The following is an 18,966-nucleotide window of genomic DNA, read 5'->3' as shown; positions in this document are numbered from 1 at the left end:
AATGTACATGCCCTTGATGTTGCCCGCGTAGACCTGATCGACGATCTCGGTCACCGTGAGGCCCTTCTCGTTTGAGAAGTCGCCACCGCCCCACACATCGGTAAAGCTACGACGCACGTCATCCGAGGTGACAGTCTGATAGTCAGGCAAGAACATCGGGATGAGACCCGCATCGGACGCACCTTGCACATTGTTCTGCCCCCGCAGCGGATGCAGACCCGCGCCGGATTTGCCAACATTTCCAGTCATCAGCGCAAGCGAGATCAGGCAGCGGGAGTTATCGGTGCCATGGATGTGCTGGCTGACGCCCATGCCCCAAAAGATCATCCCCGCTTGCGCGCTCGCAAAGGTACGCGCAACGCGGCGCAGCTGCTCAGGATCGATACCGCAGATTTCCGACATTTTTTCCGGGGTGAACTGGCGCAGGTGTTCTTTCTCTGCCTCCCAGTTCTCGGTCCAGCGGTGGATATACTGGCTGTCGTAGAGTTCTTCTTCGACGATCACATTCATGATCGCGTTCAGCATCGACACATCGGCGCCGGGGCGGAATTGCAGCATCTCGTCCGCATAGCGACGCATGCCGACGCCGCGCGGATCCATCACGATGAGCTTGCCGCCGCGTTTGGTGAATTGCTTAAAGTAGGTCGCCGCAACCGGGTGGTTTTCAATCGGGTTGGCCCCGATGATGATCGCCACATCCGCATTCTCGATCTCATTAAAGGTCGCAGTCACCGCACCGGAGCCCACGTTCTCAATCAGCGCCGCAACAGACGACGCGTGGCACAGGCGCGTACAGTGATCGACGTTGTTGTGCTTGAAGCCCTGGCGGATGAATTTCTGGAAAAGATAGGCCTCTTCGTTGGTGCATTTAGCCGAGCCAAACCCTGCAACGGATTTAGGATCGTCATCCCGCAAGCGCATCAGCCCCTTGGCCGCAAGGTCCATTGCCTCGTCCCAAGTGGCTTCGCGGAAGTGGGTCATCAGGTTGCCGGGATCGACGTTCAGCCCCTTGGCGGGTGCATCGTCACGGCGGATCAGCGGCTTGGTCAAACGGTGCGGGTGGTGGATATAGTCAAAGCCAAACCGGCCCTTCACACAGAGGCGGCCTTCGTTGGCGGGGCCGTTGATGCCCTCGACATATTTGACCTTGCCGTCCTTGACCTTGAGCGACACCTTGCATCCAACGCCACAGAAGGGGCAGACGCTCTCAGTCTCAGAGTCGAAATCCGCACTGTCACCGACCTGAGCCTCATCCACTACGGTGGCGGGCATGAGCGCACCCGTCGGGCAAGCCTGCACACATTCGCCGCAGGCCACACAGGAAGACGCCCCCATCGGATCGGCAATATCAAAGGTCGGATAGGCATTGTGACCGCGACCGGCCATCCCGATCACATCGTTCACCTGCACTTCACGGCAGGCCCGGACGCAGAGGCCGCAGGAAATACAGGCATCCAGGTTCACGCTCATCGCGACGTGGCTGTCATCCAGAAGCGGGATGTACCCCTCTTCCAACTTGGGAAACCGCGACTCCGAAACCCCGTTCAACTCCGCCATATCCCACATATGCGAGGACTTATCGTGCGCGATATCCTGCGCGGGCTGATCTGCCACAAGGAGTTCCATCACCATCTTACGCGCATTGGTCGCGCGAGCGTTGTTGGTGGTGACGACCATCCCTTCGGCGGGTTCGCGAATACAGGAGGCCGCGAGGGTCCGCTCGCCTTCGATCTCCACCATACAGGCGCGGCAGTTGCCGTCGGGGCGATAGCCCGGTTGCGGTTTGTGGCACAGATGTGGGATCTTGAGGCCGCGGCCATTGGCGACTTCCCAGATAGTCAGGCCAGCCTCGGCCGTGACCTGTTCGCCATCCAGCGTAAAAGTAACTTGCTTTGACATGGCTCAGACCTCCTCGGGGAAGTGTTTCATGGTCAGGCGGATCGGGTTCGGCGCGGCTTGACCAAGACCGCAGATGGACGCGTCCACCATGGTCTGGCTCAACTCTTCCAACAGGGACTGATCCCATTTCTCCGCCTGCATCAGCTTCACCGCCTTTTCGCAGCCGACACGACATGGCGTGCACTGGCCGCAGCTTTCATCTTCAAAAAAGCGCAGCATGTTCAGCGCCGCGTCGCGCGCGGAATCCTGATCCGACAGCACCACCACGGCAGCCGACCCAATGAACGAGCCATGTGGCTGCAACGTGTCAAAGTCGAGCGGGATGTCATTCATATGTGCAGGCAACAGGCCCGACGACGGGCCACCGGGCTGATAGGCCTTGAACGAATGGCCATTCAGCATGCCACCCGCCGCTTCGATCACATCGAGGATGGTGGACCCCGCTGGCAGCAGGTGCACGCCCGGATTTTTCACCCGACCAGACACGGAATAAGAACGCAGCCCCTTGCGACCGTTCTTTTCAACCGTGTTCAGGCACTCTGGTCCCTCGCGGTTGATTTTGGCGATCCAATATAGGGTCTCGACATTATGTACGAGGGTCGGGCGACCAAAGATCCCGACCTGCGCGACAAACGGTGGGCGATGTCTGGGTTCGCCACGTTTGCCTTCGATGGACTCGATCATCGCGGATTCTTCACCGCAGATGTAGGCCCCTGCCCCGCGCCGCAGATCAATGTAGCCCGCCTCGACGATCCCGGCTTCCTCCAGCGCACGGATCTCACGACGCAAGATCTCCAGGACCGCCGGATATTCGTCCCGCATATAAATGAACGCTTTTTCTGCCTCGACCGCCCACGCGGCGATCAGCATGCCTTCGAGAAACAGATGCGGAGTGCGTTCAAGGTAATAGCGATCCTTAAATGTACCCGGTTCACCCTCATCACCATTGACGGCAAGGTAACGCGGCCCTTCATTGGCGCGCACGAAGCCCCACTTCTTACCTGACGGGAAACCTGCCCCACCAAGTCCACGCAGACCCGCAGAGAGCACCGTTTCTTGCACAGCTTCCCAATCGCCATGCGCGCGCAGGTTCTTCAGAACCTCGTAACCTCCGGCAATCGCGTATTCTCGGTAGGTCTCATAGGGCGGCACATGCACATGCGTGTCATCGGCAGTAATTGCGGCCTCAACTTTTTCAACTGTCGCGTTGTCGATGTGGTTGTGGCCGATTTCCAGCACCGGGGCTGTATCGCAGCGCCCCATGCAGGGGGCACGCAAAACACGCACCTTTGCCGGGTTCACGCCCTCTTCCAGCGCTTTTTTCAGCTGCTCGGCACCCGCCAGTTCGCAGGACAACGAATCGCAAACCCGGATCGTCAACGCGGGCGGTGGGGTCTCACCTTCTTTGACGACATCGAAATGGGCATAAAAACTGGCAACCTCATAGATCTCGGCCTGTCCGGTGCGCATCTCTTCCGCAAGCGCGCGGATGTGCGCTGTGGAAATATGACCAAACTTGTCCTGAACTAAGTGCAGGAATTCTATGAGAAGGTCGCGATCCCGAGGGCGTTCACCCAGCAGGTCAAGGATCTCGGAATGAGCCTGATCATCAAGCTGACGACCCTTTGGGGTTTTGCGCCCCTTGCCGCGCCCGGATTTCCAGACTCCGGAGGTGTTATCTAGAGGTGCCATGGGTGTCTCCCAGTTCAGGTGCCTGAACACCGAGATCCCACCCTCACCTTCTATGGTCAAATTCGAATGCCCGAAGGCGCAATCAGCATTCTTTATGATGCATTCGCAGCGATTTATGGCGCAGTTGCAGCAATCACACCCTTTAGCGCCCGAATGGTGGTCAGCTCAGGTTGCCGCTCAATCGAGGCTAAACATATTGGCCAAGACGGCTCGGGCTCGATTAGCTTTAGCGCCTTGGTGCCCGTGAGGGGGCCCAGAGCTTCAATCAGGGCTCGTGGTAAGATGGTGGCAACCGATCCTGCTCGCGCCATTACGATAGAAGCCATAAAGCCGCTTGCCTCTGAAACGATTTCTGGCCGCAAGCTCAGGTCTGAGAAAATGCGATCCAAAATGCGCCGGTTTTGCATCTGTGGTTCCAGCAAACTGAGCGGCAACTGTGCCGCCGCCTGCCATGATATATCAGGACCATGTCCTTCTAGTAGCTGTTCAGAAGCGAACAGCACATATGCTTCATCGTAGAGATGTTGAACGCTCATATCATCGCGCCCCACGCTATCACTATAGGTCACGCCGACATCCAGCGTGCCATCATACAGCCGCTGCTGAATGTTGAGCGATGTTGTGACCTCAAGCCGAACCAGCACACGGGGATGCGCCTGATGCATACGATCAATAAGTTGGGCCGCGTAGGAGGTCGCCGTCGGAACCACACCGACAATCAATGTCCCGGTGACTTCGCCTCGTGCCGCGGCAATCTCCTGATTGAGCGCTTTTGCGTCATCCAGAATGCTCCGCGCCCGCTCCACGATCATCTGACCTTCGGCGGTGAGACCTTGAAAACGGTTACCACGTCGCACGATGGACAGGCCCAGCTTGTCTTCAAGGCCACGAATACGCATGGAGAACGCAGGCTGAGACATATTGCAGGCCTCAGCCGCTTTGGCAAAATGCTGATGACGCGCCAGTGCCGTCAACAACTGCAAGTCTTTCAGCTCAATCATCAACGCCTACTGATCTCATTCGATGCCTCACATGCTGATTTTGCGCATCGCAAAATCCCCGTGGTGCCTCGCCCAGTCACAATGACACATTACTGAGACGAGACTTGCCGCGCCATCCTCAATGCCTGACCATAGGAGGATCGGCTACATAAGGTATTGATCCGGATATTCTTTATTGAGACAGCATATCCTTCTGTCTGGTTTATTTCTGCCCGCCACACGGCAACAAACGGACAAATAACGCCAAATATGCGGGTTAATCGGCTGGTAAACTCTCTGCGCTAACCCAAGAGAACATAATCTTCACGGATGCCCCCGGCATGAAGGAGTTAAATCGTGCGTCTCGCAACCACTCTTGCGGCCTTGCTCATGGCTGCTCCGGCTTTTGCAGCAGATGAATTCACCCCGGCCTTGCAAGCCTATATGGACGATGAAATCAGCGACTGGGCCAACGCCCCTGAAATCGTCGCAGCCATCAAAGCGCAAAATGAGGCACACGCCGGTCTCAGCCAAACTCAAATCGACGAAATGGATCAGGCATGGCGCGCCTCGGTCGGCTCGCCCTCCAATGCCCCCATCGCACCTGTACTAAACAACCCGGTCTCAGACGCGCTGCGTGCGCGGATTGAGGCTTCAATGGGCGCTATGACTGAGGTTTTCATCATGGACGAACATGGGCTGAACGTCGCCGCTTCTGCAGTGACTTCTGACATGTGGCAGGGCGATGAAGCGAAATTCCAAGATACTTACGGCAAGGGTGCTGGAAGCGTTCACATCAGTGAGGTGGAGCTTGATGAGTCCACTCAACGCTATCAGGGTCAGATTTCGGTGACCATTGTGGATCCGGACACAGGTGCGCCCATCGGTGCGCTCACAGTTGGAGTTGATGCAGAAAGCCTTCTGTAACACTCAAAATCACCTGGCAACTGAACGGGTAACACCAATGGCGACCACCGAATCCACACGCTCCGCCATCAAAGGATGGTCAATCTTTGCAAAACTCAGCCTCCTGCTGACCGTCGCAACGCTTGTGACTGCGACGTTTATCACCGTCGCAAACAAATTGATCATCGATCAAACCGTTCAAGAAGGCGTGTACACGCTGGGAGAGAACGTGACCTATTCGGTTGCCTCTCGCAGCGGCGGGGCAATCCGTTTTGGTGATCAGGAAAAACTCTTGGCTGATCTGTCGACCGTCATGGAGATGTCTGAAGGCCGCTCCTTGCATGGCATCGCGATCAAAACGGACGGCGCAGTGGTAGCATCAACGGGAACAGCCGGTGAGGGCGAGATTGCGGAGCTTTCTGCATTGGCCCTCGCTGCGATCGAAACCAACACAGCGCAAGCCAGCGCTGATGGCGAGTTCTTTGCAGCACCGGCCACAACCTCAAAAGGTGTTCCGGTGGGTGCTGTGGCCATGCTTTGGTCCAGTGAAACAGCGAAGGCAGATGCCTTTAATCACCAACTCATGGCCTATGGCGTTGGTGCGGGGCTGTTTCTGCTGATGATATTCCTCTCCTCTTTGATTTTGCGCCGAGTGGTGAGCGGCCCTCTGAACGACCTTGGGTCTAGTATTGTCAGCATCGCTGAGGGGAACTACACTCAGCCGGGTCAGTACCTTTCGCGCGCAGACGAGGTGGGACGGATCGCTCGCAATGTCGAAGATCTGAAACATCAGCTCGCATCAGCAAAAGCTATGGAGCAAGAGCGCGAAACCGCGCAAGCTCACCAAAAACACGTCGTCGACGCCTTGAACAATGCGCTAAAGCGCATGTCCGATGGCGATCTGACTCATGCCATCAATGATCCGTTCGCGGAAGAATACGAAACCCTGCGGAGCAACTTTAACTCCACTCGCGCGACAATGGTCAGCATCATCGATTCCGTGATCGAAAGCTCTGAACGCATCCGCTCAAGCGCCGAGGAAATCAGTGTCTCATCCTCTGATCTCTCCCAGCGCACGGAGAGCCAAGCCGCCACATTGGAAGAGACCGCGGCCGCGATGGAACAGCTGAACAGCAGCGTACGTTCGGCAGCCGAAGGGGCACGTGAAGTCGAAGGTATTATGGACGAAACCCGCGCCACGGCCGAGCAAAGCAGCAAAGTCGTGACCGACGCCGTCGAAGCCATGTCCAACATCGAGGCTTCGTCCGTCAAGATCTCGAAAATTTTGACAGTTATCGATGACATCGCCTTCCAAACAAACCTGCTCGCGCTGAACGCTGGCGTTGAAGCCGCCCGTGCAGGGGAAGCAGGACGCGGTTTTGCGGTCGTCGCCTCCGAGGTGCGCGCGCTCGCACAACGCTCTTCTGACGCGGCACAAGAGATCAAACATCTGATCGTCGAAAGCACCGAGCAGGTAGGCGAAGGTGTTCGCCTGGTCGGTCGCACGGGCGAGGAACTGGATAAGATCGTCAGCCGTGTGGGGACTATTTCAGGTCATGTCAGTGGCATCGCCACCGGCGCAGAAGAACAATCGACCACGTTGAATGAGATCAACACTGGCGTGTCGCAGCTCGACCAAGTAACGCAACACAACGCCGCTATGGTCGAAGAAACGACAGCCGCCAGCCAGGTGCTTCGCAACGATGCTGCCCAACTCGCGCGTGTTGTTGCTGTCTTCAAAACAAATAGTGCGCAACATCAGGTTACACCTGAGCCGCAGGCCGAAACGGTCGCAGATCTTGCCATGCAATCCACATCAGAGCCGTTAAACTCGCCCGCACACGCGCCAAGAGTAGAGACTGACACTCCATTGAAGGCAGCAGTGGGCTGGGAGGATTTCTGATCCTGCTCACACTTGCTCTAAAGGATGCAGAAACAACACTAGTTTCAAAGCGGCCGCCAGTCATAAGCGCGGCCGCTTTATTCATTTCGATCACAACAAGCCTGTTTAGCGTGCGCTACATGGTTACTTAGCGTGCGCCACATGCTTACGCGTCTATCCTTGGGTGCGTGAAAGCGCGCGCGATCCGTTGAGGCTCATGCCGTGTTGTTGGGTAGAATCAGACAAGCCGCTGCTCTCTTTCTCTCGCTTATCCCTAGAGGCTCAACCCACTGCAACTGTGCGATAAAATTCCAGCGTAAAGAGCGTAACGCCTCCGAGGCAGAAGACATCAACCAACGAGCTCTCGAGGCTAATAGCTGCTTCAGACGACGATCAATGGACATCGCCACCTTCCGACACAAAGCTCATAACTAAAAAAATATCATTAAAATCAGGCATCTAAGGAAATTTGACTACCTCTTTCAGATTTATTGGATTTTGGATACTTTATAAGTATAACAAATGCAGATGCGTTGGAGAGGACAGCCAGCCCGACAAAATGCACCCATCTGAGGCAACGGCTCCGTTGCGCGGCACCCCGCTGCAGATGGCGTGATGCCTTGTGCAAAAAGATGAACGGCACGGCGAGAACCCCAGCACACACAATGAAAAATCAAAGATCTCACAACATGGAGAACTCAGGAATGAACGTGTTTTTGAAAGCAGTGGCCGTCGGCTCGCTAGCCCTTCAGTTTGCGGCGCCGGCTTTCGCCGGTGACATCAAACTGCGCTTTGCAGGCGTGTTTCCCATCGACCATCAGGGTACAAAAATGATGGAACAGGTGGCAGCCGACGTGAACGCAGCCAATGTTGGCCTCGACATGACTGTCTTTCCCGCCAGCCAATTGGGGTCCGGCGAAGCCCTGTTCGAAGACGTGGCACGCGGCAATATCGATTTTGCATCTGCCTTCATCTACTCGGACACCGACCCGCGGCTTGAATTCCTCAACATGCCATTCCTCGTCAGCAGCTACGACGACATGGAACGCGTGCTGAGAGATATGGATTCGGACTACAACCGCATTTTGCAGGATATCACTGATGAATATGGTATCCGCGTGATGGCGGCGAACCCCGAAGGCTTTGTCGGCATCGTTGCCTCCAAAGAGCCGGACAACTGGAACAATTTTGAAGACAAAGGCATGAACATTCGTGTTTGGTCTTCGAACGCGGTGAAATCCACAGTTGAGGCACTGGGGTATCGTGCCACTACCATGGCTTGGGGTGACATCTTTCCCGCGCTTCAGTCTGGCATTGTTGACGGCGCGATCTGCTGCACCAAAACGGCGACTTATTCGATCTTCGCAAAGTCGGATGTCGGCACACACTTCATCGAGTATAACTCTCTGCTGGAGCAGACATTTTACTACGGTTCAGAGCGCACCCTGGCGAAACTGAACGACGAGCAGCGTGAAGTTATACAAGCCGCGATGACCAAAGCCTCGGCAGATTTCTTCGCATATAACCGCGAAAATGATGCCGTTTTCGGTCAAAAACTCATCGATAGTGGCTACACTATTCTGAAGCTCAACGATGAAGATCAAAAAGCGATGGCAGAGTATGTGCGCGCAACGATCTGGCCCACTATGGAAAGCGCTGTTGGCAAAGACGTAATTGATCAAGTCTTGGCCGCTGTTCAATAATCCGACACGGCAGGGGCGGCATCAATTGCAGCCCCTGTCGGCATCTAATGACATAGAGTTTTCTGTCAGGATGAGGCACCAAAGCGGGCTGCAAGAGCCCCAATTTTGCATCAGGCTTCAGCGCACAAGAGACTCAAAGCAATAATAAAAAGGGGGGGAGATGGCGCGCATCACAGATGAGTTGCCGCGTTTCATCGGGGCACCGATGAACTGGGCAATGTTCCTCATGAAGTTCCTCGTGGTATTTTCTGGGGCAATGATGGCCTTGACCTTCGGGGCGGTCGTCGTCGTCCGATACGGATTTGGCGGCGATCTTTTTGCCTACGAAGAATGGCTGCTCGCAATCAGTATCGTAGGTTTTTTTGCAGGGGCTGTGCTGGCCTCAGAACGCAAACTGCACATCAACGCCGATATTCTGGAAGTTGTGATAAAGAACCCGCGCCTGATCTGGTGGCGCGGCTTTGCAGTCCTGATGATCGAACTCATGGTTACGGTTTTCGTCGTCTACGCCTGCTACGTATCGCTTGCTGATGATTTCTCTTTTCCGCGCCTGCGAGCGACCCCTGCTCTTCGCATTCCTTTCGTCTCTTGGCGAATAGCGATCATGATCGCTTTTGGATTTATGGCAATGTTCTCCGCCGCCTATCTCTATGTGCACATTCGCAAGGGGCTTGGCCTGCCACTTAAATCTGACCTCAAAAAGGATGTGGCATCATGATCATCATCGGAAGTCTCGTCATCGTTTGTGTCATGCTACTACTGGGCGTCAGCGTTTTTGTCGCTTTTGGCGCAGTATTGATGTTCATCGCCGTATTTGGAGATCAATCCATCACTGGTTATCTCCCGACCGGGGCGACGGGTTTGCGCTCATTGGTCTTGCTTGCCATCCCCTTGTTTATGATCGCAGGCGGCGTGATGGAGCGCGGCCGCATCGCAGCCCCACTTGTTGCCATTGCGGAGATGTTTGTCGGTCACCTCAAGGGAGGTCTGAGTGCCGCCGCAGTATTGGCTTGTGGTGTATTCGGCTCAATCGCGGGCAGCGCAAATTCAACGCTAACATGCATTGGTGGCATCATGCTGCCACACCTGAGAAAAGCGAACTACCCGGAAGGCAAATCAGCCGCACTGCTGGTCGCAGCAAGCCCGCTGGGCCTTCTGATTCCGCCAAGCGCGAACCACATCCTTTATGGTTGGGTGGCGCAACAGCACGTCCTGAAGTGCTTTTTGTCTACGGTGATCCCTGCATTCATCCTGATCACGCTGTTGATTATCACCAACCATTTCATGTTGCGGAAACATGATGAAATCAAACTGTCAGAGCGCCCTTCCCCGTTCTTCCCTGCCCTGAAAGCGCAAGGGCGAGTCGCAGGGCCTGCCTTGATGATGCCAATCATTATCCTTGGCGGCATCTATGGTGGCATCATGACCCCGACCGAAGCCGCAGGCATTGCCGTTGTTTATGCGATCCCGGTCGCGATCTATTTCTATCGCGGTCTCACCTGGAGAGGCCTGATGGAGACATTCCAAAAATCAGGCATCACGATTGGCGTGGTGATGATCATGATCTTCATGGTGCTGATCGTCTCGGACAATCTGATCGCTCAAGGCGCACCGCAAATCGCCCAGCAAATGGTCTACTCCGTTTCTGACAATCCCATCGTTATCCTCCTGATGATCAATGTCGTGATGATCCTGATCGGCATGCTCATGGATGATATCTCCGGTTTGCTCCTGTCGACGCCCATTTTGTTGCCTATCGCGCAGAGTGTCGGGATGGACCCGATCCACTTTGCTGCGGTCATCGGTGTAAATCTCGGCATGGCGAACATCACACCACCCACTGCACCTCTGCTCTATCTTGGGGCACAAGTGTCAGAGACCCCGGTGGCAAAGATGCTCTGGCCAACGCTGATTTTCATTATCTTTGCGTGGCTTCCGACCCTCATGCTGACAACCTTTGTTCCGTCAGTCGCCTTGTGGCTACCGGAACTGCTACTCGGCTGATCGCGCTCCGGAGCGACAGACCTGCTCTGATTAAAAGCCGGCGCAGCGCGTTGGCTTTTAAGTTGCGGGGCACCAATGGTGCAATGAACGTCACATGGGAAAAATTCTGGTGGTGGCGTTAAAACGGATTGGATTTTGGATACATAATGCGATAAGCCTTTGATGTAGGGTCTAAGACCTACGTCGAGACCTACGAGAGATTATCGAGAATTCAGGCACTTGCTGTGGCTCAGGCCAGATTCTCAATACGGTTGGCTGGGCTTCCGGTCCGCCTCAGCAAATAGGAGAACTCATGTCTCAGAATATTTTCTCGGGCACCATGCCCGCACTGATGACCCCCTGTAAGGCGGATCGCACTCCGGATTTTGATGCTCTGGTGAAGAAGGGCAAAGAAATGATCGAGGCAGGCATGTCCGCGGTGGTCTATTGCGGCTCCATGGGCGACTGGCCACTGCTCAGCGACCAAGATCGCATGACCGGCGTCGAACGCCTGATCGACGCTGGCGTGCCGACCGTGGTGGGTACTGGCGCGATCAACTCAAAATCCGCCGTTTCGCTGGCTGCACACGCCCAGAAAGTTGGCGCTGCAGGCTTGATGGTGATCCCCCGAGTATTGTCGCGCGGCACGTCCGCAGCGGCACAAAAACACCATTTCAAGGCGATCCTGTCCGCCGCCCCTGATGTGCCCGCAATCATTTACAACAGCCCGGTCTACGGGTTCGCCACACGTGCGGAACTTTTCTTTGCTTTGCGCGCAGAACACCCGAACCTGATCGGGTTCAAAGAATTCGGCGGCAAGGACGATTTACGTTACGCGGCGGAGCACATCACGAGCCAGGACGATCAGGTCACATTGATGGTCGGCGTTGACACCGAGGTTTATCATGGCTTCGTAAATTGCGGTGCCACCGGATCTATCACCGGTATCGGCACCGCCCTGCCCAAAGAAGCACTGCTGCTTGCCGCACTGGCGCAAAAGGCTGCGGAAGGCCACGCTGAGGCGCGTTTGCGTGCACGTGAACTGGAAGAAGCTTTTGGCGTTCTGGCAAGCTTTGACGAAGGCACAGATCTGGTTCTTTACTACAAGTACCTTTTGGTTCTGAACGGCGAAGACGAATATCGTCTTCATTTCATCGAGACCGACGCGCTCACCGACGCACAGAGAAACTACTGCGAGCAGCAATACAACCTGTTCCGGGCTTGGTTTGCCGATTGGTCCAAACAGGGCGGGATTATCGCCGAATGCATGTAATCGACAGCCATACCGGCGGAATGCCCACGCGGGTTATTCTTGATGGCGGTCCCGATCTTGGATCGGGACCGCTTGGTGAACGCGCTGAAGCCTTGTCCAAAAACCACTTGGAGTTTTGCAACTCCGTCCTGCTGGAACCGCGCGGGCAACCGGGAATGGTCGCGGCCCTACTGGTAGAGCCGGTGGATCCCGAATGCGTGACCGGTGTGATCTATTTTGATGCGGATGCCGTCTTGGGCATGTGCGGGCACGGCACGATTGGCTTGGCGGTGACGCTCGCTCAGATGGGCCGTATCAAAGTAGGTATCCACAAGATCGAAACTCCCGCAGGTGTGGTCACGGTCGAATTACATGACGCCAATACAGTGTCGGTCACCAACATCGAAAGCCGCCGCATTCATCACGCTGTCAGCATTGAGGTGCCCGACCATGGAACAGTCACTGGCGATATGGCCTATGGTGGCAATTGGTTTTTCATCGCAGATGCGCCAATGGAGGTCACCACTGGCAACATCCCTGCACTGACAAACCTGTCGATTGCGATCAGAGAAGCCTGCCATCGCAACGCGATAAGTGGCCCCGCTGGCCAGCCCGTAGATCATGTTATCCTGAGTGGTGCGAGCCCCAACACAGCGACGTTGCGACGCAATTTCATCCTCTGCCCTGACAATGAATACGACCGCTCTCCCTGCGGCACAGGCAGCTCTGGTTTTATCTCCTGCCTGGCGGCAGCCGGGCAGCTGGCAGAGAGTGAAGAAATCGTGCTGGAGAGCGTGATCGGCAGTTCTTACACGCTGTCGTACCAGAACGGCCCGTCCGGCGGGGTCATCCCCAAAATCAAGGGACAGGCTTACGTGATGGCTGAGGCAACATTGCTTTTTGCATCAAACGATCCGTTCAGAGCCGGGATCACATGACCAGGCTTCATCAGAACTGAGGGGCCGTTCTCACCGTCCCTCAATCACTTCACCGACTTAAAAGGCGCATTACCATGCCGCAGGATATCGTTGTCATTGGTGCAGGTGTCGTGGGGATCAGCATCGCAGCTGAGCTGATCCGGCATGGACACAAGGTTCGGGTGCTTGATCGCACCGGGGTTGCTGCCGAAACCTCGCAGGGCAATGCGGGCGCCTTTGCCTTTACTGATGTGATGCCTTTGGCCGCGCCCGGTATCATGCGCAAGGCCCCGAAATGGCTGCTCGACCCGCTGGGGCCACTTTCGATCCCGCCGCGGTATGCGTTGCAGATCGCGCCGTGGATGTTGCGGTTTTGGCGTGCAAGCTGGCGAGACCGCCATGATGCCTCAGTCGCCGCTCAAAGCGCGCTTATGGATCTGTCCAAAGCCGCTCTCGAACGGCAAATCGCATCGACGGATGGCGAACATCTCATTCAGCGCGATGGGCAATTGCAACTCTATGAAGGTGAAGCGCAATTCCGCGACAGCCTTCCCGGATGGGAGCTGCGCGGCCGCTACGGCATTAAATATGCTTTATTGCGAACTCCAGAAGAGATTGCCGAGATCCAACCCGGCCTTGACCGTCGGTTTACGCATGCAGGATTCACCCCTGACTGGATCAATACCACCGACCCCAAAGCCTGGACGCAGCATCTGGCGCAAAGCTTTCAGGCCGCTGGCGGCGAAATCCAGCAGTGCGACATAAAATCTATCTCTTCAACTACATCCCAAGTGGAACTTACCCACGCGGGAGGCACCATCACCGCAGACAAAGTGGTATTGGCGGCAGGTGCATGGTCGCATCACCTTGCCCGAACATTGGGTGATCGCATCCCGCTGGAAACTGAACGCGGCTACAACACCACTCTGCCCGCAGGCGCATTCGATGTCCGCACCCATCTGACATTTGGCGCGCATGGTTTTGTCGTCAGCCGCATCAACGGCGGCGTGCGTGTCGGCGGTGCGGTAGAGCTGGGTGGATTGAAGTTACCACCCAACTACAAGCGCGCAGAAGTTCTGTTGGACAAAGCCAGTCGGTTCTTGCCAGGACTGGATACCTCAGGTGGCACCCAATGGATGGGGTACCGCCCATCTATCCCGGACACGCTCCCCGTCATTGGCTCATCTCCCAGGACAGACAATGTGATTTACGCCTTTGGTCATGGGCACCTTGGACTGACGCAATCTGCCGCGACTGCCGAAATCGTGCGGGATATGATCGCGGGCACCAAGGACGCGATTTCGCTATCACCCTATCGGGCTGACCGTTTTTGACTGAGGGAGCTATCTATGCGCAGCACTAAGACCATTCATGTGATTTCAGCCCATGCCGAGGGCGAAGTCGGTGATGTGATCGTCGGCGGAGTGCTTCCGCCTCCGGGTGAAACACTGTGGGAGCAGCGAAATTTCATCGCAAAGGATGAGACCTTACGCAACTTTGTGCTGAACGAGCCCCGCGGTGGTGTGTTTCGCCATGTGAACCTGCTCGTTCCTCCCAAACATCCCGATGCCATCGCCGCTTGGATCATCATGGAGCCGGAAGATACCCCGCCCATGTCTGGCTCGAACTCCATCTGCGTTTCTACGGTTCTGCTGGACAGCGGGCTTGTTCCTATGCAGGAGCCGGAAACCCACATGGTGCTCGAAGCGCCGGGTGGGCTGGTCAAAGTTCGTGCCGAATGCAGCAATGGCAAAGCGCAGCGGATTTTTGTGCAAAACCTGCCGAGCTTTGCAGATAAGCTGCAAGTCCCGCTTGAGGTCGAAGGTCTCGGCACCATTACCGTCGACACCGCCTATGGCGGCGACAGTTTTGTGGTGGTTGATGCTCAGGCGTTGGGGTTCGAGATCGTTGAATCCGAGGCTAAGGATATTGCCCGCCTTGGCGTGCGCATCACTGACGCCGCAAACGCACAACTGGGCTTTTGCCATCCCGAAAATCCCGAGTGGGATCACATCTCGTTTTGTGCCTTTTGTGGGCCACTTACGCCAACAAACACGGGCTTGACCGGAAAATCCGCAGTGGCAATTCAGCCAGGTAAAGTGGATCGCTCACCAACGGGCACTGCCGTCTCGGCACGCATGGCATTGATGGCCGCGCGTGGACAATTGCAGATCGGCCAGACATTTGATGCGGTGTCGATCATCGGATCACGGTTTTCCGGTCGCATTCTGGACAATACCGAGGTTGGGGATCGGCCAGCCATTGTCCCGGAAATCAGTGGTAGAGGTTGGGTGACAGGGGTTCATCAACATATGCTCGATCCAGAAGACCCATGGCCGGGCGGTTACCGTCTCTCCGACACATGGGGCGCATGACCATTGAGGAAACCTTGCAACCTCTGTCACAGCTCAATCAATGCATGCCCTATGAGGCGTTGATAACACTGGTTTTCATCGAACTGTGTAGAACCGCTGCTGGCACCACGAACACGCGGTGCCAGCAAAACACAATCAATGGGCAATTCGATCAGCGCGACAAGCACTCGACAAAACCCGCCCCGATGTCGGTCAATAGATCCGTGTAAAACGATGCACCCGGTGCAATTTCAGTACCGAGGGGATCAATCACAACCGATTTGACATCGCGCCCTTCCGCAACGGTCGCGACGAGACCGGGATTGAATTGCGGCTCGGAGAACACGCAGGATACATTCGCCTCCGCGATTGCATCCCGAATTTCCGCAATGCGCGCAACGCTGGGGTCTGATGCATCCGCGAGCGAAATCGCCCCCAACGTGGACACACCAAAGCTGTGTTCGAAATACTGATAGGCGTCATGGAAGACGACAAACTCACCTTTTGTTTGGCTTAGGTCTGCCTTCACTTGTTCGACAACTGCGTCGATTTCAGCCTGCCCGGCAAGCGCATTGCTCTGGTAAATTTCTGCGTTGGCGGGATCAATCTCTGAAAGTTCCTCGGCGATCAGTGCCAACCACTGCTTACCGTTCTGGGGCGCAAGCCATGCATGTGGATCGACACCTTCGTGCGAATGACCGTGATCCCCATGATCATGCCCCCCATGGCTATGGTCATGACCGGCGTGATCATGGCCATGGTCGTCGTGATCGCTATGGTCGTGGCCATGCGCGTCGTGATCACCATGGTCATGCGCGTGTTCGTCATGATCGGCGTGATCGTGACCATCGTGACTGTGGTCATCATGCCCATGATCGTCATGACCGTCTGCCGCAAAGACCGCTCCATTGCGGAATTCCAACTGCAAAGTCCCCGGCGCCTCAAGCAGAGACACAACATGCGCATCAGACGCCAGTTCTTCTAACGACCCTTCCAACCAGGGCGACAAAGCATCTCCGACCCAGAACACCGCATCGGCCGATGACAAAGCGCGCGCATCAGAAGGCTTGAGGCTATGCCCATGCGGTGAAGCCCCCGGAGGAACCAGAAGGTCAGGCTCTCCAACGCCAGCCATTACACGGGCTACCAAACCTTGTACTGGTGCGATATCCGCGACCACTCGCGGTGTCTCCGCAAGAACAGGCAGAGCGGACACGCTTAGAAAGAGAGCGGACAATACTGATTTGGGCACGATTCAGGCTCCAGTGCTGTGTTATATCATAACGTCTTTGCCGCTTGATAAACCGCATGTTGTAACATATCAATCCCCAATTGACCGCCCTCGAAGGAGGCCCCATGGACAGCGTCGGCTTTACCTCTCACGATCATAACCGCTGCATTTCCGGCGGGCTCCAGACTGTCGAGGACTTCTGCAAAACCAATCGTTTGCAGCTCACCCTGGTACGCCGGCGTGTCTTGGAAATCCTTCTCCAGCAGCATCGCGCTTTGGGAGCCTATGAGATTTTGGATTTCCTGCGAGACGAAGGCCTTGGTTCGCAACCGCCAGTCGCCTATCGCGCGCTCGATTTTTTGGTGAAACACGGCTTCGTACATAAAATCGAACGGTTGAACGCCTTTATTGCCTGCATGCACCCCGGCGAAACTCATACTCCGGTGTTTATGATTTGCAGATCGTGCGACAGCGTTGCAGAAGCGCAGCGTGAACCCATGCATGGCCAATTGGGAGATGTAGCACGCGCCGCCGGGTTCGTTATTGAACGCGCCGTCATCGAAGCAGAGGGCCTGTGCCCCAAGTGCCAAGGGTAGCTGAGATGCGTCTCGTCACGCTGCGGCAGGCCACCATCCGCCACAGCGGAGCGCCTGCACTGGAGAATGTCGACTTCCACATCGACAAAGGCGAAATCGTCACGATCCTAGGCCCCAACGGGTCAGGGAAATCCACGCTTTTGCGCGCGATTATTCGTGCCATCCCGTTGAGCGCGGGTACACTTGAGCGCGCGGAAAATCTGCGGATCGGGTACGTTCCCCAAAAACTTCATATTGATCCGACATTGCCGCTTACGGTCGAGCGTTTCCTGAGCCTGCCCGTCCGCATCAGCCCAGACGAAGCAGAGACGGCGCTTTTAGATGCAGGTGCTTCTGGTCTGAGGAAAAGGCAAATGACAGGTCTGTCGGGCGGGCAAATGCAGCGCGTGCTGCTTGCGCGTGCGCTGCTGTCCAAACCGGACCTGTTGATCTTGGACGAAGCAACGCAGGGGCTGGATCAGCCAGGATCCGCCGCGTTTTATCAGAAGATCGAGACAGTTCGTCAGCAGTTTGGCTGTGCGGTCCTGATGGTGAGCCACGAGCTTCACGTCGTCATGGCGGCCTCTGATCGCGTGATCTGCCTGAACGGGCATGTCTGCTGTGAGGGGGAACCAGCACAAGTCGCGAGTGCACCAGAATATCAGGCTCTGTTTGGCACGGGCACGCTCGGCGCCCTCGCGTTGTACCGGCATGAGCACGATCACAGCCATGATTGCGACCACGATCATGTTGAAAAAGGACATGAACACGCATGACCTTCTTGGATGATTTTATGATCCGAGCCGCCCTCGCTGGCATCGGCGTCGCTTTCGCTGCCGCCCCATTGGGTTGTTTCGTAGTCTGGCGACGCATGGCCTATTTTGGCGATGCCACGGCGCATGCCTCGATCTTGGGCGTGGCGCTGGCACTCACTTTTGATGTGTCCATTTTCAGCGGGGTGCTTGTCACGGCGTTGTTGATGGCCAGCACCATTTCCACGCTGAGCGGGCGTGGATACGCGATGGATACCTTGCTTGGTGTGCTGGCTCATAGCGCGTTGGCCTTCGGCTTGGTTGCCGTTTCCTTTTTGCAAGGCGTACGCGTCGACCTCATGGCCTATCTTTTTGGGGACATTCTGGCGGTGTCCCGCGGTGATCTGGCCGTCGTCTGGTCGGGTGCGTTATTGGTTATTTCGCTGATGTGGTGGCGCTGGTCCTCGCTGTTGACCGCGACACTCAACCCGGAACTTGCGCAAGCATCGGGCATCAACCCACAACGTGAGCAACTTGTTCTGACGCTCGCCCTCGCTGTGGTCGTTGCTGTCGCGATCAAAGTCGTCGGAGTGTTATTGATTGCCGCGATGCTACTGATCCCCGCCGCAACCGCGCGAATATTCTCAACCACGCCCGAACGCATGGCGTTTTTAGCGGTTTTGATCGGTTGCGGCTCTGTGATTGGCGGGATGTATATGTCCTTTAGCGCAGACACTCCCACAGGACCAACGATTGTCAGCACGGGAACGGCGCTGTTTGCAGCAGCTAGCGTGGTTGCCGTGATCGCACGCGGCTTGCGACGTCCATAATTTTGTCACG

General features: G+C 56.0%; 16 protein-coding genes (1 of these 16 only partly in view). 12 read left to right on the top strand and 4 right to left on the bottom strand.

The genetic code is table 11. The features are described 5' to 3' along the window. The 3 genes from fdhF to K529_RS19790 form a co-directional block, all read right to left on the bottom strand. Window positions 1-1,899: the 5' portion of a formate dehydrogenase subunit alpha gene (gene fdhF, locus K529_RS19800; RefSeq protein WP_005614918.1), read on the bottom strand. Its footprint begins 876 nt before the window's first position; only the first 1,899 of its 2,775 coding nucleotides appear in the window; it begins with the start codon at window positions 1,897-1,899; the stop codon falls past the left edge of the window. A 3-nt stretch (window positions 1,900-1,902) separates the two neighbouring features. Next, window positions 1,903-3,591, bottom strand: coding sequence for an NAD(P)H-dependent oxidoreductase subunit E (locus K529_RS19795; RefSeq protein WP_005614915.1), 1,689 nt, complete (start codon window positions 3,589-3,591; stop codon window positions 1,903-1,905). Between the two features lie 113 nt (window positions 3,592-3,704). Then, entirely contained in the window at window positions 3,705-4,592 is an 888-nt protein-coding gene (locus tag K529_RS19790; protein WP_005614912.1) for a LysR family transcriptional regulator, read from the bottom strand. A 336-nt stretch (window positions 4,593-4,928) separates the two neighbouring features. Between K529_RS19790 and K529_RS19785 the strand changes: the two genes are divergently transcribed. The 9 genes from K529_RS19785 (at window position 4,929) to K529_RS19745 (ending at window position 15,589) form a co-directional block, all read left to right on the top strand. Then, window positions 4,929-5,498: a PDC sensor domain-containing protein gene (locus tag K529_RS19785; protein ID WP_005614910.1), complete on the top strand. Its 570-nt coding sequence runs from the start codon at window positions 4,929-4,931 to the stop codon at window positions 5,496-5,498. Window positions 5,499-5,535: 37 nt separating this feature from the next. Continuing rightward, window positions 5,536-7,380 carry a methyl-accepting chemotaxis protein gene (locus K529_RS19780; RefSeq protein WP_005614907.1) on the top strand — a complete coding sequence of 615 codons (1,845 nt, stop codon included), beginning with the start codon at window positions 5,536-5,538 and terminating at the stop codon, window positions 7,378-7,380. Window positions 7,381-8,063: 683 nt separating this feature from the next. After that, window positions 8,064-9,062, top strand: a complete 999-nt coding sequence (gene dctP / locus K529_RS19775; protein WP_005614904.1) for a TRAP transporter substrate-binding protein DctP — start codon at window positions 8,064-8,066, stop codon at window positions 9,060-9,062. A gap of 160 nt (window positions 9,063-9,222) precedes the next feature. After that, window positions 9,223-9,780, top strand: coding sequence for a TRAP transporter small permease (locus K529_RS19770; protein WP_005614901.1), 558 nt, complete (start codon window positions 9,223-9,225; stop codon window positions 9,778-9,780). Then, complete coding sequence (locus tag K529_RS19765; protein ID WP_005614898.1) at window positions 9,777-11,066, top strand: TRAP transporter large permease; 1,290 nt, start codon at window positions 9,777-9,779, stop codon at window positions 11,064-11,066. The genes K529_RS19770 and K529_RS19765 overlap by 4 nt, the downstream gene beginning before the upstream one ends. A 292-nt stretch (window positions 11,067-11,358) precedes the next feature. Continuing rightward, entirely contained in the window at window positions 11,359-12,318 is a 960-nt protein-coding gene (locus K529_RS19760; protein ID WP_005614894.1) for a dihydrodipicolinate synthase family protein, read from the top strand. Further along, window positions 12,309-13,235, top strand: a complete 927-nt coding sequence (locus tag K529_RS19755) for a 4-hydroxyproline epimerase (RefSeq protein WP_005614891.1) — start codon at window positions 12,309-12,311, stop codon at window positions 13,233-13,235. Before K529_RS19760 ends, K529_RS19755 begins: the two co-directional genes overlap by 10 nt. 74 nt (window positions 13,236-13,309) lie before the next feature. Continuing rightward, window positions 13,310-14,548 carry an NAD(P)/FAD-dependent oxidoreductase gene (locus K529_RS19750; protein WP_005614889.1) on the top strand — a complete coding sequence of 413 codons (1,239 nt, stop codon included), beginning with the start codon at window positions 13,310-13,312 and terminating at the stop codon, window positions 14,546-14,548. Between the two features lie 15 nt (window positions 14,549-14,563). Then, window positions 14,564-15,589, top strand: a complete 1,026-nt coding sequence (locus K529_RS19745; protein ID WP_005614887.1) for a trans-3-hydroxy-L-proline dehydratase — start codon at window positions 14,564-14,566, stop codon at window positions 15,587-15,589. Window positions 15,590-15,740: 151 nt separating this feature from the next. Here K529_RS19745 and K529_RS19740 read toward each other — a convergent pair whose 3' ends face one another. Further along, entirely contained in the window at window positions 15,741-16,820 is a 1,080-nt protein-coding gene (locus tag K529_RS19740; RefSeq protein WP_040641737.1) for a zinc ABC transporter substrate-binding protein, read from the bottom strand. Window positions 16,821-16,924: 104 nt separating this feature from the next. Here K529_RS19740 and K529_RS23295 point away from each other — a divergent pair, with 104 nt between their 5' ends. From K529_RS23295 to K529_RS19725, 3 genes are read left to right on the top strand one after another with little or no spacing between them, the layout of a single operon-like run. Continuing rightward, the gene (locus K529_RS23295; protein ID WP_080929634.1) at window positions 16,925-17,395 is read left to right on the top strand and encodes a transcriptional repressor; all 471 of its coding nucleotides are present in this window, start codon (window positions 16,925-16,927) and stop codon (window positions 17,393-17,395) included. A 5-nt stretch (window positions 17,396-17,400) separates the two neighbouring features. Continuing rightward, window positions 17,401-18,150 (top strand): metal ABC transporter ATP-binding protein, encoded by a 750-nt coding sequence (locus K529_RS19730; RefSeq protein ID WP_005614883.1) that lies wholly within the window; start codon window positions 17,401-17,403, stop codon window positions 18,148-18,150. Continuing rightward, on the top strand, window positions 18,147-18,956 hold the full coding sequence (locus tag K529_RS19725; protein WP_005614882.1) for a metal ABC transporter permease: 810 nt from the start codon (window positions 18,147-18,149) through the stop codon (window positions 18,954-18,956). Before K529_RS19730 ends, K529_RS19725 begins: the two co-directional genes overlap by 4 nt. The last annotated feature ends 10 nt before the right edge of the window (window positions 18,957-18,966 follow it).

This window comes from Tritonibacter mobilis F1926 (genome assembly GCF_000376545.2).
Lineage (GTDB): Bacteria > Pseudomonadota > Alphaproteobacteria > Rhodobacterales > Rhodobacteraceae > Epibacterium > Epibacterium mobile.
The sequence above is the reverse complement of the archived record's forward strand: the minus strand, read 5'-3'. Positions and strand labels throughout refer to the sequence as shown.